Below are 13,880 nucleotides of genomic sequence, written 5' to 3'. Positions count from 1 at the left end.
ATTTCCGGAGTTTCCCCATGACGGCCCATGCCGACCTTTCGCCGACCCTTCAACTCGCCATCGACCTGATCCGTCGCCCATCGGTCACGCCGATCGATGCCGATTGCCAGAAGCTGATGATGCAGCGCCTGGGCGACGCCGGTTTCGCACTCGAGCCGATGCGCATCGAGGACGTGGATAACTTCTGGGCCACCCATGGCCAACATGACGGCCCGGTGCTGTGCTTCGCCGGCCACACCGACGTGGTCCCCACCGGCCCGGTGCAAGCCTGGCAGAACGACCCGTTCGACGCGCTGATCGACGAGCACGGCATGCTGTGCGGGCGTGGCGCAGCGGACATGAAAGGCAGCCTGGCGGCGATGCTGGTGGCGTCGGAGCGCTTCGTCAGGGATTACCCGGACCACAAGGGTTCGGTGGCTTTTTTGATCACCAGCGATGAAGAAGGCCCGGCGCACCATGGCACCAAGGCCGTAATCGAGCGCCTGGCCGCGCGCAAGGAGCGCCTGGACTGGTGCATCGTCGGCGAACCGTCGAGCACCACCCTGGTGGGCGACGTGGTCAAGAACGGCCGTCGCGGCTCCCTCGGCGCCACCTTGACCGTACGCGGTGTACAGGGCCACGTGGCCTACCCGCACCTGGCGAAGAACCCGATCCATCTCGCCGCGCCGGCCCTGGCTGAACTGGCCGCCGAGCATTGGGATGACGGCAACACCTTCTTCCCGCCGACCAGTTTCCAGATCTCCAACCTCAATTCCGGCACCGGCGCCACCAACGTGATTCCCGGCGACCTGACGGCCGTGTTCAACTTCCGATTCTCCACCGAGTCCACCGTGGAAGGCTTGCAGCAGCGGGTCGCCGCGATTCTGGATAAACATGGCCTGGACTGGCATGTGGACTGGGCGCTCTCGGGCCTGCCCTTTCTCACCGAGCCGGGCGCATTGCTCGACGCGGTATCGGCCAGCATCAAGGCGATCACCGGGCGCGAGACCAAGGCGTCCACCAGTGGCGGTACGTCCGACGGCCGTTTCATTGCAACCCTGGGCACCCAGGTGGTCGAGTTGGGCCCGGTGAATGCGACGATCCATCAGGTCAACGAGCGCATCCTTGCCAGCGATCTCGATGTGTTGACCGAAATCTACTACCAGACCCTGATCAAGTTGCTCGCCTGATGCTTGCCTGCCCCCTCTGCACTGCCCCGCTCACTGCGGTGGACAATGGCGTGGCCTGCCCCGCCGGGCACCGTTTCGACCGCGCACGCCAGGGTTACCTCAACCTGCTGCCGGTGCAGCACAAGAACAGCCGCGACCCAGGCGATAACCTCGCCATGGTCGAGGCACGCCGTGATTTCCTCAACGCCGGCCACTACGCCCCGGTGGCCAGGCGCCTGGCTGAACTGGCCGCTGAACGCGCACCGCAACGCTGGGTGGACATCGGCTGTGGCGAGGGTTACTACACCGCGCAGATCGCCGATGCCCTGCCCCACGCCGACGGCTACGCCCTGGATATTTCCAGGGAAGCGGTCAAGCGTGCGTGCAAGCGCAACCCGGCGCTGACCTGGTTGATCGCCAGCATGGCCCGTGTACCGTTGGCAGACGCCAGCTGCCAGTTTCTCGCCAGCGTGTTCAGCCCGTTGGACTGGCAGGAAGCCAAGCGCCTGCTCAGCCCGGGCGGCGGCCTGATGAAGGTCGGTCCGACACGTGGCCATCTGATGGAGTTGCGCGAGCGCTTGTACGACGAAGTGCGCGAGTACACCGACGACAAACACCTGGCCCTGGTGCCGGATGGCATGCACCTGGCACACAGTGAAACCCTTGAGTTCAGCCTGAGCCTGGCCGAACCCGGGGACCGCGCCAACCTGCTGGCCATGACCCCGCACGGCTGGCGCGCCAGTGCCGAGCGACGCAGCGAGGTCATCGAAGCCGCCGAGCCGCTGCAGGTCACGGTGTCGATGCGCTACGATTATTTCGTGCTTCAATAACCTTTTTTCAGCATCCGCGAATGGATTTTCGAATCCCGCAACGAGGAACATCCATGCGCCAACCCGATATCGAGATTTACCTGAAGGACGCCGACGTCGACTACAAGGCTATCGCCGCCTGGCTGGGCGCCGCCCTGGGCCCATGCACCGACTGGATCCAGAAGGGCCAGACCTACAAGTGCAAGGCCGGCAATGTGCCGGTGACCTGGCTGCCAAAAGCCGTGGGCAAGTGGAACAGCCTGTACCTGGAAAGCGACCAGACCCCATGGGACGACGACATCGCCTGTGCCCGCGCCGCGTTTGCCGCGCTGAACGTTGAAGTGCGCTGCGCACCGGGGACCTGGGTCGAGGAAGAGGGTGAGGAAAGCGCTGACACCTGGATTCGTATCAGTACAGACGGTGAAGAGCAGATCACCTGGAAAACCGCCTGATCCTGAGCTGCGAATCCAATCAAATGTGGGAGGGGCTTGCCCCCGATAGCGGTGGATCAGTCAATATAGCTGGTGACTGACACCCTGCAATCGGGGGCAAGCCCCCTCCCACATGGGTTCAGTGATGAATTTACAGGCCCACCACATCCTCCGCCTGCAAGCCTTTCTCGCCGGTCACCACGGCGTACTCCACCTGCTGGCCCTCGGCCAACGAGCGGTGCCCGTCACCACGAATGGCGCGGTAGTGCACGAACACATCCTTGCCATCTTCACGCTGTATAAAGCCGTAGCCCTTTGCATCGTTGAACCACTTCACGTTGCCGGTTTCGCGCGTTGTCATCTGTTCACTCCCACTGGTTTTTATTATTGAGTCGCTGGCGTTGAACTGCCGAGTATAAGACAGGTTCAAAAACCATCAACTCAACTTTACATCGCTGCTTTTTTGCCGATTTTCGGTGAATACGGCACACTACCCGCCCGAGCGCCTGCTCGGTTTTTTCCACTTGAAGCAGTTCGCCTATGACCCGCTCCCCGTTCCGCCGTCTGGTGTTTGGCACCTTGCGCCGACTGTTGTATCTCTGGGTTCGCTCGGAGACGATCAACCAGTCGTCCCTAACCCTTAACCTGGACCGCAGCCGGCCGGTGTTCTACGTCCTGCAATCGCCCTCAATGACCGAATTGGCCGTGGTCGATGCCGAGTGCACCAAGGCCGGCCTGCCGCGCCCGGTGCTGCCGGTCTCGGTGGGCCCGTTGATGGAACCGGCGGCGTTCTTCTACCTCACGCCGGACCCGGACTGGCTCGGCCGCCAGGACAAGCGCGGCGCACCGCCCACCCTGACGCGCCTGGTCAACACCCTGAGCGAACATGCCGAAGAGAATGCACAAATCATTCCGGTCAGCGTGTTCTGGGGCCAATCCCCCGAAAGCGAGTCCAGCCCCTGGAAGCTGTTGTTCGCCGACAGTTGGGCGGTCACCGGGCGTCTGCGCCGGTTGTTGAGCATCCTGATCCTCGGCCGCAAGACCCGCGTGCAATTCTCCGCGCCCATCAACTTGCGTGAATTGATCGAGCACAATAAAGGGCACGAACGCACCGTAAGAATGGCCCAGCGCATCCTGCGTGTGCACTTTCGTAACCTCAAGACCGCCGTGATCGGCCCCGACCTGTCCCACCGGCGCAACCTGGTGAAGGGTCTGGTCAATATGCCCCTGGTGCGCCAGGCGATTGCCGATGAAGCCGAGCGCGAAAAGATTTCGCCGGAAAAAGCCAAGGCCCTGGCCCTGCGCTATGGCAACGAAATCGCCTCGGACTACACCTACACGGCGATCCGTTTTCTGGAAGTGGTGCTGAGCTGGTTCTGGAACAAGATCTACGACGGCATCAAGGTCAACAACATCGAGGGCGTGCAACAGGTTGCCCAAGGCTACGAAGTGATCTACGTGCCATGCCATCGCAGCCATATCGACTACCTGTTGCTGTCCTACCTGCTGTTCAAGAATGGCCTGACCCCGCCGCACATTGCCGCCGGCATCAACCTGAACATGCCGGTGATCGGCAGCCTGCTGCGCCGTGGCGGTGCGTTTTTCATGCGCCGTACCTTCAAGGGCAACCCGCTGTACACCTCGGTGTTCAACGAATACCTGCACACCCTGTTTACCAAGGGCTTCCCGGTGGAGTACTTCGTCGAGGGCGGACGCTCGCGCACCGGTCGCATGCTGCAGCCGAAAACCGGGATGCTGGCCATCACCCTGCGCAGTTTCCTGCGCTCTTCGCGCATGCCCATCGTGTTCGTGCCGGTGTACATCGGCTACGAACGTGTGCTCGAAGGCCGCACCTATCTCGGCGAACTGCGCGGTGCGAGCAAGAAGAAAGAGTCGATCTTCGATATCTTCAAAGTCGTCGGTGCGCTCAAGCAGCGCTTCGGCCAGGTGGCGGTCAACTTCGGCGAGCCGATCAAGCTGGCGGAGTTTCTCGACCACGAGCAACCGGACTGGCGCGCCCAGGAACTGGGCCCGAACTTCAAGCCGGCATGGCTGAATGAAACCACCCACCGCCTCAGCGAAAAGGTGGCCCGCCACCTCAACGAAGCCGCCGCGGTGAACCCGGTGAACCTGGTGGCGTTGGCGCTGCTGTCGACCACCCGCCTGGCCCTGGATGAGCAAGCCATGGCCCGCCAGTTGGACCTGTACCTGGCGCTGCTGCGCCGCGTGCCCTATTCACCGCACACCACTCTGCCGGAAGGCGATGGCCTGGCGCTGATCAAGCACGTCAAGGACATGGACCTGCTGTCGGAGCAAAGCGATGCCCTGGGCAAGATTGTCTATCTGGATGAGCAAAATGCCGTCCTGATGACCTATTACCGCAACAACGTGCTGCACATCTTCGCCCTGCCGGCGCTGCTGGCGAGCTTTTTCCAGAGCAGTTCGCGGATGAGCCGCGAGCAGATCCTGCGCTATACCCAGGCGCTCTATCCGTACCTGCAATCGGAGCTGTTTATCCGCTGGTCACTGGAAGAGCTCGATGGCGTGGTCGACCAGTGGCTGGAGGCCTTTGTCGAACAGGGCCTGCTGCGTTTTGAAAACGGCGTGTATCTGCGCGCGGCGCCGAGTTCGCGGCATTTTGTACTGCTGACGCTGCTGTCCAAGAGCATCGCCCAAACCTTGCAACGCTTCTACATGGCGATCTCGCTGCTGCTCAACAGCGGCCAGAACAGCATCAGCGCCGAAGAGCTGGAAGACCTGTGCACAATCATGGCCCAACGCCTGTCGATCCTGCATGGCCTCAATGCCCCGGAATTCTTCGACAAGAGCCTTTTCCGACATTTCATCCAGACCTTGCTGGAGCAAGATGTGCTGCGCCGCGACGAAGCCGGCAAGCTGAGCTATCGCGACCTGCTCGGCGAACTGGCGGAAGGTGCGGCCAAACGCGTACTGCCGGCGGACATTCGCCTGTCGATTCGCCAGGTGGCGCTGCATCGCGTCGATGGCGCCGCCGAGCAAGCGGTGGCCCCCGCGCAAACCCGCTAGATTGAACAAGACGCCGGGAAGTTTGCGGCGCCGTTGAAAAGGAGCTGCACCATGAAAAAGATCATCCTCCTGGGCCTCACGGCCCTGCTCGGAGCCTGTCAATCCATGACACCCGCCCCAAAGGCCAGCCTCGACGGCGAAGTGTTCTACCTGCAACGCATCGCTTTGCCGCCTGCCGCCACCTTGAGCGTCAGCCTGCAGGACGTGTCCTTGATGGACGCCCCGGCCGTGACCCTCGCCGAACAGAAAGGCCCGATCAAGGGCCAGGTGCCGCTGCCGTTTCAGCTGAGCTATGACCCGGCGCAGGTCAAGCCTGGCCACAGCTACTCGGTCAGCGCTCGCATCGAGGTGGATGGCAAGCTACTGTTCACCACCACGCAGCGCCATGCGGTACAGCTCAATGGCCAGGACCCACAGCCACTGCGCTTGCGTGTCGACGCGGTAGCCCACTGAATTCAATCATAAGGAAGCGCCCATGCTCCGTAACCCTCTTCGCCTCACTGCCCTGTTCACCGGACTGCTGCTGGGTGCCAACGCGATGGCGCTGGACCTTGGCAGCCTGTCCCAGGGCGACGCCAGTGGCGGGCTGAAGGATGCCTTGACCCAGGGCGCCCAGATCGCCGTGAAACAACTGGGCACGCCAGGCGGTTTCAGCAATAACCCCGAGGTCAAAATCGGCCTGCCGGGCAAGCTGGGCAAGATCGCTGACAAGCTGAAGATGTTCGGCATGGGCGATCAAGTCACCCAGCTGGAAACCAGTATGAACAAAGCGGCGGAAACCGCCGTGACCCAGGCTCAGCCGATCCTGGTCAATGCCGTGAAAAACATGAGCGTGACCGATGCCAAGGGCATCCTCAGCGGTGGTCAGGATTCCGCCACCCAATACCTGAACACCAGCAGTCGCGAACAGATCCGCGCCAAGTTCCTGCCCATCGTCAAGGCTGCAACCGACAAGGTCGGCGTGGCCCAGCAGTACAATGCCCTGGCCGGCAAGGCGGCGGCGTTTGGTGCAGTGGACGCCAAAAGCGCCAACGTTGAAAACTACGTGACCGAACAGGCGCTGGACGGCTTGTTCAAGATGATCGCGCAGCAGGAAGAAACGATTCGCAAAAATCCGGCAGCGGCCGCCACCAGCCTCGCCAAGAAAGTGTTCGGCGCCCTGTAGACGCCTCTGTGCACCCGAGCAGGTGGGGAAGGATCACCTGCCCGGGAGCGCTTACCACACCTTTAAAAAAGCTTGGCGCCCAGCCCGCCAAAGATCACCGCGCCCAGTGGCATCACGCTTACGCCGAACTTGATTGCGCCGCCTACGCCACCGCCATTGCAGTCGGGCTTGGGTTTGCATTTGTCGTTGCAGTCATCTGCCGGTGGCTTGGGTTTGGCGCAGTTGCCGCCACCAAAGCTGCTGTTGACCGAAACGCTCAACGACTTACCGATGAATAGTCCCATGGGTTACTCCTTGAATCATCAGATTTGAGATCCGGCCAGACGGCGTGAAGACCGTCGGACCAAATACCTGTCATCAGGTAGTCCATGAGTGGCGAAACGTTAAGAAACGTTCCTCGCCATAAGCACCGTCATTCCTGTTTGACCCTGAACCACGCCGCGTAAAGCGCCGGTAGAAACAGCAGCGTCAGCGCCGTCGCCACAATCAGCCCGCCCATGATTGCAACCGCCATCGGCCCGAAGAACACACTGCGTGACAGTGGAATCATCGCCAGCACCGCCGCGAGTGCCGTCAGAACGATCGGGCGGAAACGCCGAACAGTCGCTTCAATGATCGCCTGCCATGGCGTCAGCCCCGCCTTGATGTCCTGTTCGATCTGGTCCACCAATATCACCGAGTTGCGCATGATCATCCCCGACAGGGCAATCGTGCCGAGCATGGCCACGAAACCAAACGGCTGACGAAACACCAGCAGGAACAACGTGACGCCGATCAAGCCCAGGGGCGCGGTCAGAAACACCATCGCCGTGCGTGAGAAGCTACGCAGTTGCAGCATCAGCAAGGTCAGCACGACCACGATGAACAATGGCACGCCGGCCTTCACCGAGTTCTGTCCGCGCGCAGAATCTTCAACCGTGCCACCGACTTCCAGCAAATAGCCGTCCGGCAACTCGGCGCGCACGCCTTCCAGGGTCGGCAGGATCTGCTGGACCAGGGTCGCGGGTTGTTCCTTGCCGTAGATATCGGCGCGCACGGTCACCGTCGGCAGGCGGTTACGGTGCCAGATGATGCCCTCTTCAAAGCCATACTCGAGGGTTGCAATCTGCGCCAGGGCCACACTTCTGCCGTTGTCGGTCGGTACCGCCAGGCTTGGCAGCAGCGACAACTCGGTGCGTTCATGAACGGTGCCGCGCAGGAGAATCTCGATCAACTCGTTGTCCTCCCGGTACTGGCTGACGGTGGAGCCGGTCAGGGAGCTTTGCAGGAATTTCGACAGGTTGGCAGTGCTCACGCCAAGCGCACGGGCGCGGTCCTGGTCGATATTCAGGTAGACGATCTTGCTCGGCTCTTCCCAGTCCAGGTGCACATTGACCACGTGGGCATTCTCGCGAACCCTGGCCGCGACTTTGCGCGCCAATGCGCGGACTTCTTCGATGTGCTCGCCGGTCACGCGAAACTGCACCGGGTAGCCCACGGGCGGGCCATTCTCCAGGCGGGTAACGCGTGAACGCAGGTCAGGAAACTGTTCGTCAAGGGTTTCAATCAGCCAGGTGCGCAGGCTTTCGCGTTCTTCGATGGTGTGTGCCAACACCACGAACTGCGCGAAGCTGGCAGCCGGCAGTTGCTGGTCGAGCGGCAGGTAGAAGCGCGGCGAACCGGTGCCCACGTAGGCGACGTAGTTGTCGATGCCGGCGTGTGCCTTGAGCAAGGTCTCGAGGCGCTTGACCTGGTCGGCGGTGTTGCTCAGGGAGGCGCCTTCGGCCAGTTTCAGGTCGACCATCAGCTCCAGGCGACCCGAGGCCGGGAAGAACTGTTGCGGCACGAAACGAAATAGCCCAACCGAGCCGATAAACAGCAACAGGGTCAGGACAATCACCGTCTTGCGCCGACGTACACACCACTGCACCAAACGTCTTACACGCTGGTAGAAGGGCGTGCCATAGGGGTCCGGACCGTCGGTGCCGTGCTTGGCCGCATGTATTTTCGCCAGGTCCGGCAGCAGCTTTTCCCCCAGGTACGGTACAAACACCACCGCAGCGACCCATGAGGCCAATAAAGCAATGGTCACCACCTGGAAGATCGACCGGGTGTACTCGCCGGTACTCGATTGCGCGGTGGCAATCGGCAAAAAGCCTGCGGCGGTGATCAACGTGCCGGTGAGCATGGGGAAGGCGGTGCTGGTCCAGGCGAAGCTTGCGGCCTTGATCCGGTCGTAGCCCTGCTCCATTTTGATCGCCATCATCTCCACCGCGATGATCGCGTCATCCACCAGCAAGCCCAGGGCCAGCACCAGGGCGCCCAGGGAAATTTTGTGCAGGCCGATACCCAGGTAGTACATGGTGGCAAAGGTCATGGCCAGCACCAGCGGAATCGCCAGGGCCACTACCATGCCGGTGCGTACCCCCAGGGAAAAGAAGCTCACCAGCAACACGATGGCCAAGGCTTCGGCCAGCACCTGGACGAATTCGCCGACACTGGTCTTCACCGCTGCGGGCTGATCCGAAACCTTGCGCAATTCCATGCCCGCCGGAAGGTTCTTCTGCAAGCGTGCGAATTCACGCTCCAGTGCCTTGCCCAGCACCAGAATATCGCCGCCTTCACGCATGGCCACCGCCAGGCCGATGGCGTCCGCGCCCATGTAACGCATGCGCGGTGCCGGTGGGTCGTTGAAACCACGGTGGATATCGGCCACATCGCCGATCCGGAAGGTTCGGTCCGCCACCCGAATAGGGAAGTTACGGATCTCTTCCACGCTCTTGAAGTTGCCCGACACCCGCAGTTGCACCCGTTCACTCGGGGTTTCAAAGAAGCCGGCGGTCGACACCGCATTCTGCTCCTGCAAGGCTTGCTGCACAGCGGCCAGTGGCAGGCCGAGGGTGGCGAGCTTGAGGTTGGACAGCTCGATCCAGATCTTCTCGTCCTGCAGGCCGAGCAACTCGACCTTGCCCACATCCGGCACCCGTTGCAGCTGAATCTGAATACGGTCGGCGTAGTCCTTGAGCACGGCGTAGTCGAAACCGTCACCGGTCAAGGCGTAGATATTGCCGAACGTGGTGCCGAATTCATCGTTGAAAAACGGCCCCTGGATATCCGGCGGCAAGGTCTGGCGGATATCGCTGATCTTCTTGCGCACCTGGTACCACAGCTCGGGAATCTGCGCCGAGTGCATGGCGTCGCGCGCGATGAAGGTCACCTGGGACTCGCCGGGCCGCGAGAACGAGACGATGCGCTCGTACTCGCCGGTCTCCATGAGTTTTTTCTCGATGCGCTCGGTGACCTGGCGTGACACTTCCTGGGCGGTTGCCCCCGGCCAGTTGGTCTTGATCACCATGGCCTTGAAGGTGAAGGGAGGGTCTTCGCTTTGTCCCAGTTTGGTGTAGGACAAGGTGCCGACGACCGCCAGCAGGATCATCAGGAACAGTACAATCTGGCGATTACGCAACGCCCACTCGGAAAGATTGAAACCCATGGGGGACTACTCCTTGGCCGCCAGATTCACCACGCGGTTGGCGCGATCCACCGGGCGCACCTGCTGGCCCTCATGGAGCACATGCACGCCCGCCGCAACCACCCAGTCGGTGGGCGCCAGGCCTTCCAGTATCGGCACGCTCTTTTCGCCAAACGCGCCGATGCGCACGGGGGTGCGCTTGAGGGTGTTGTCCGGCGCCACACGCCAGACATAAGACGCGCCGTTCTCCGCACTCAGGGCAGACAGCGGCACCGACAGTGGCATCAACCCGTCGACCGGGATGAATACCCGAGCGCTTTGCCCGAGTTCGGCAGGGACTTTGCCGCCAGTGAATGCCACCCGTGCGGCGAAGGTGCGCGACTTCGGATCGGCGGCGGGCGAGAGCTCGCGAATGCGCCCGGCAAAGCGTTGATCCGGCTGGCTCCACAGCTCAACCGAGACCGGCTGGCCGATCTTGAAGCGGCCGAAGCCTTGCTCCGGCAGGCTGATCACCACTTCACGCTCGCCATCGGTGGCCAGGGTGAACACGGTTTGGCCGGCGGCGACGACCTGGCCCACTTCCACCGCACGCTTGGCGACGACACCGTCCTGGGGCGCACGCAGCACGGCATACCCGGCCTGGTTGCTGGACACGTCGAACTCAGCCTTGATCTGCTTGAGGCGTGCCACACCGGCTCGATAGAGATTTTCGGAATTGTCGTACTGGGATCGGCTGACCATCTGACGGTCCATCAGGGTCTTGTAGCGATCACGCTCGGCGCGCACCAGGCTCAGGTTGGCCTCGGCGCCAGCCATCTGGGCACGGGTGGCTTCCAGTTGCAGGCGTACATCCTGTGGGTCGAGCTCGGCCAGGGGCTGGTTGGCCTTGACCCGCTCGCCCTCCTCCACCAGGCGCTTGCTGACTTTGCCGGCGATGCGAAAAGCCAGGTCCGGCTCATAGCGGGCGCGCACTTCACCGGGATAGCTGTCCACCGACTGCGCCAGGGGCTGGGGTTGTACCACCATGGCCGGGCGAGGGGCAGTGGGGGCCGCTTCTTCATGGCCGCACGCGGCCAACAGGAAGATCAGACTGACAGGCAACGCAAAGGGCAGGAAAGTGCTGCGCATGCTGTGGGACCTTTCGCAAATGAGGCTTGGAATAATTATACTGGCCGGTATGTTATTAATACCAAACTCGCCAGTCCAGTATTAAAGGTGAAAATGTCCGACAATCCTGTAAACACCAATAGTCCCGGGCGTCCCAAGGACATGGCAAAACGCCAGGCGATCCTCGATGCCGCCAAATCGCTGTTCCTGGGCAAGGGTTACGCAAGCACCAGCATGGACGCCGTCGCCCTTGCGGCCGGGGTATCGAAACTCACCGTCTATAGCCACTTCACCGACAAGGAGAACCTGTTCACCGCGGCGGTGGTGGCCAAGTGTGAAGAGCAATTGCCGGTGATGTACTTTGAGCTGCCTGCAGGCATGCCGGTGGAGACCGTGTTGCTGAACATTGCGCGGGGCTTCCATCGGTTGATCAACAGTGAGGAGTCGGTGAACCTGCATCGCTTGATGATGACCACCGGCAATCAGGACGTGAAACTCTCACAGATCTTTTTTGAAGCCGGCCCCATGCGCATGCTGCAGGGCATGGAGCGCCTGCTCGGCAAGATTGACCAGGGCGGCGCCCTGAGCATCGACAAACCCTTCAAGGCCGCGGAGCACTTTTTTTGCCTGCTCAAGGGCACGGCGAATTTCCGTTTGCTGTATGGCTGCGGGGGGGAACTGAGCGAAGAAGCGGCCGAAGAGCATGTTCGGGAGGTGGTGGGGTTGTTTATGCGGGCGTATGGGGCGTAGGTCTCTACACAGCTTTGATATGCACCGGCATGTGGCGAGGGAGCTAGCGCCCGATGGCGGCCTCCGGACCGACCAGGATGCTGGATCAGATCGAGTACATATCCGTTTCTGCGGTAACGGCTGCTATGGGTTCCGCTTTTACAGCGGCTCACTTTTGAAAAGCGCAAAAGTAAGCAAAACGCTCTTGCCCCACCACTCGGCACCTCGCCTAGGCTCGGTGTGCCCGAACGAAGGCTTGAATCCGTGGGCCGCCGCAATGGGCCATCCATGGCCCAGTGCGGCTAACCCGGCGTCCTGCCGGGTTACCCACGGATTCAAGCCTGCGTTCGGCCAGCGTGGTTTAACGGGGCGCCTAAGATCAAGATCAAAAGCCAGATCAAGAGCGGCTCGCTTCGCATCGTGGTTACGGTTGGGCGCTGCTGAGTTGTGTAGGTACCTGCAAACTGCGAGTGAAAGGCGCCTTTGCTTGCAGCCTAAACCTTGAGCGCCTTCTTGGGATAAATGTCATAACGGCTGGACTTGCCCTCCAGCGCATGGCTGGGCTTGGGCCCGTCAATGCACGGCGCCTTGCGCGGGCGCTTGACCACTACGCGATGGCTGGCCAGGGCCAGGGCCGCCGCGAGTAATGCCGGTGCATCCAGGTCATCACCGACCAGTGGCCGGAACAGGCGCATTTCCTTCTTCACGAGGGCGGTTTTCTCGCGGTGCGGGAACATTGGGTCCAGGTAGATCACTTGCGGCGGCTCGCCTTCCCAATTGAGCATCACTTCAATGGCGTTGCCCTTGAGCAGCGTCATGCGCGCCACGATCGGCGCCACGTCAAAATCCTGCGCAGCGCGTGCCAGGCCGTCTTCCAGCAAGGCACCAATCAACGGCTGGCGCTCGATCAGGCTCATCTCACAGCCCAGGCTTGCCAGCACGAACGCATCCTTGCCCAGCCCGGCCGTGGCGTCCAGTACACGGGGACGCACGCCTTGGGCGACGCCCACGGCCTTGGCGATCATCTGCCCGCTGCCACCGCCATATAGACGCCGGTGCGCCGCGCCGCCTTCGACAAAGTCGACCCGCACCGGGCCCGGTGCGTCCGGCCCTAGCTGTTGCAATTGCAGGCCTTGTTCGCCGACCTGCAGGGAAAAGTCCGCTTCATCGCGTTGCACAGGCAAGCCCAGCAGCGCAGCCCACTGCTCGGCGCGGGCCTGGAATTCTTCGGCCAAGGCCTCGACCCGAATGCGGCTGGCCGCTGGTTGTTCACTCATCAATCGCTACGCTCGAAAATATTAAGGATCGGCCAATACCGGCCGATAAAAACAACAGTCAGGTATTTTGCCAGAGCTGAGCGTCGACCGAAAAAAATGTCAGACATTCTTCCCCTAACCATCGGTGTACTGCCGACCCACAACCACTACGGCCTGCGCAATACTCAAGCGCTGGCCGGGGTGAGTCATGTGTGGCAGGACTTCTTTGCCCGAGCCCTGGCCGAACAGCTCGGCGCTACGCCGGGCGCGCTGGCCGCCACGGCGCCTGCACCGCAGGACCCGGCGGTGGAACCCGGCGAAGGCGCCGACTTGCTGGCGCAGATCCTCACCCAGCGTGAGTGTGACGTGAAAGACACCAAGGTCGCCCCACCTGAGCCGCTGTTCCTGCCGATTGCCGAATTCGAGACCGAGCTGCTGCCACCCGCGCCCGCGCCGTTCCCTGACGCAGACATCATCGCCCAGCAACGCCAGCAGCATTTCGAAAGCGGCTGGGTACGGCCGATTGTCTTGAATGCGGGCCAACCCGTCGCTGAACCCGGCCCGGCGCCGCAGCCCCGCCCGCTGCATCTGCCGATTGCCGAGTTCGAGCTGGACTTGTTGCCACCGCCCGCGACCCCGTTCACCGAACAGGACCTGGTCGAACAACAGAAGGCCCTGGATTTCGACTACCACTGGGCACGTCCGTTGATCGTCAACAACCTGCGCCTGGCCGCCTGAC

The 13,880-nt window shown here is 61.9% G+C and carries 13 protein-coding genes; 8 read left to right on the top strand and 5 right to left on the bottom strand.

Annotation, left to right across the window (positions count from 1 at the left end; translation table 11 throughout):
- Positions 1-17 precede the first annotated feature (17 nt).
- The 3 genes from dapE to BFP89_RS14125 are packed head-to-tail and all read left to right on the top strand — an operon-like array spanning position 18 to position 2,409.
- Complete coding sequence (gene dapE / locus BFP89_RS14135; protein ID WP_065886077.1) at positions 18-1,169, top strand: succinyl-diaminopimelate desuccinylase; 1,152 nt, start codon at positions 18-20, stop codon at positions 1,167-1,169.
- The gene (locus tag BFP89_RS14130; protein WP_065886076.1) at positions 1,169-1,978 is read left to right on the top strand and encodes a putative RNA methyltransferase; all 810 of its coding nucleotides are present in this window, start codon (positions 1,169-1,171) and stop codon (positions 1,976-1,978) included. Before dapE ends, BFP89_RS14130 begins: the two co-directional genes overlap by 1 nt.
- Before the next feature lie 53 nt (positions 1,979-2,031).
- Positions 2,032-2,409 carry a hypothetical protein gene (locus BFP89_RS14125; protein ID WP_065886075.1) on the top strand — a complete coding sequence of 126 codons (378 nt, stop codon included), beginning with the start codon at positions 2,032-2,034 and terminating at the stop codon, positions 2,407-2,409.
- A gap of 130 nt (positions 2,410-2,539) precedes the next feature.
- On the opposite strand, the gene BFP89_RS14120 is transcribed toward BFP89_RS14125, so the two are convergent.
- A complete protein-coding gene (locus BFP89_RS14120) occupies positions 2,540-2,749 on the bottom strand; it encodes a cold-shock protein (RefSeq protein WP_065886074.1) in 210 nt (69 codons plus the stop codon).
- Between the two features lie 179 nt (positions 2,750-2,928).
- Here BFP89_RS14120 and plsB point away from each other — a divergent pair, with 179 nt between their 5' ends.
- Genes plsB through BFP89_RS14105 form a run of 3 tightly spaced genes read left to right on the top strand, consistent with a single transcriptional unit; the run spans position 2,929 to position 6,598 of the window.
- A complete protein-coding gene (gene plsB, locus BFP89_RS14115) occupies positions 2,929-5,433 on the top strand; it encodes a glycerol-3-phosphate 1-O-acyltransferase PlsB (RefSeq protein ID WP_065886073.1) in 2,505 nt (834 codons plus the stop codon).
- 51 nt (positions 5,434-5,484) lie between these two features.
- Positions 5,485-5,886, top strand: coding sequence for a YbaY family lipoprotein (locus BFP89_RS14110; protein WP_065886072.1), 402 nt, complete (start codon positions 5,485-5,487; stop codon positions 5,884-5,886).
- Positions 5,887-5,908: 22 nt separating this feature from the next.
- Positions 5,909-6,598, top strand: a complete 690-nt coding sequence (locus BFP89_RS14105; protein ID WP_065886071.1) for a DUF4197 domain-containing protein — start codon at positions 5,909-5,911, stop codon at positions 6,596-6,598.
- A 62-nt stretch (positions 6,599-6,660) separates the two neighbouring features.
- Here BFP89_RS14105 and BFP89_RS14100 read toward each other — a convergent pair whose 3' ends face one another.
- The 3 genes from BFP89_RS14100 to BFP89_RS14090 all read right to left on the bottom strand — a co-directional run bounded on the left by BFP89_RS14100 (position 6,661) and on the right by BFP89_RS14090 (position 11,177).
- Positions 6,661-6,882 (bottom strand): hypothetical protein, encoded by a 222-nt coding sequence (locus BFP89_RS14100; protein ID WP_065886070.1) that lies wholly within the window; start codon positions 6,880-6,882, stop codon positions 6,661-6,663.
- 128 nt (positions 6,883-7,010) lie between these two features.
- Positions 7,011-10,070, bottom strand: coding sequence for an efflux RND transporter permease subunit (locus tag BFP89_RS14095; RefSeq protein ID WP_065886069.1), 3,060 nt, complete (start codon positions 10,068-10,070; stop codon positions 7,011-7,013).
- A gap of 6 nt (positions 10,071-10,076) precedes the next feature.
- A complete protein-coding gene (locus tag BFP89_RS14090; protein ID WP_065886068.1) occupies positions 10,077-11,177 on the bottom strand; it encodes an efflux RND transporter periplasmic adaptor subunit in 1,101 nt (366 codons plus the stop codon).
- Between the two features lie 93 nt (positions 11,178-11,270).
- On the opposite strand from BFP89_RS14090, the gene BFP89_RS14085 reads away from it, so the two are divergent.
- Entirely contained in the window at positions 11,271-11,906 is a 636-nt protein-coding gene (locus tag BFP89_RS14085; protein WP_065886067.1) for a TetR/AcrR family transcriptional regulator, read from the top strand.
- A 473-nt stretch (positions 11,907-12,379) separates the two neighbouring features.
- On the opposite strand, the gene BFP89_RS14080 is transcribed toward BFP89_RS14085, so the two are convergent.
- Positions 12,380-13,162, bottom strand: coding sequence for a class I SAM-dependent methyltransferase (locus tag BFP89_RS14080; protein ID WP_065886066.1), 783 nt, complete (start codon positions 13,160-13,162; stop codon positions 12,380-12,382).
- A gap of 96 nt (positions 13,163-13,258) precedes the next feature.
- Here BFP89_RS14080 and BFP89_RS14075 point away from each other — a divergent pair, with 96 nt between their 5' ends.
- Positions 13,259-13,879: an energy transducer TonB gene (locus BFP89_RS14075; protein ID WP_065886065.1), complete on the top strand. Its 621-nt coding sequence runs from the start codon at positions 13,259-13,261 to the stop codon at positions 13,877-13,879.
- Position 13,880 lies beyond the last annotated feature (1 nt).

The organism is Pseudomonas sp. 31 R 17, from assembly GCF_900004915.1.
Lineage (GTDB): Bacteria > Pseudomonadota > Gammaproteobacteria > Pseudomonadales > Pseudomonadaceae > Aquipseudomonas > Aquipseudomonas orientalis_A.
Note: the sequence above shows the minus strand (reverse complement) of the source record. Positions and strands in the feature narration are given on the sequence as shown.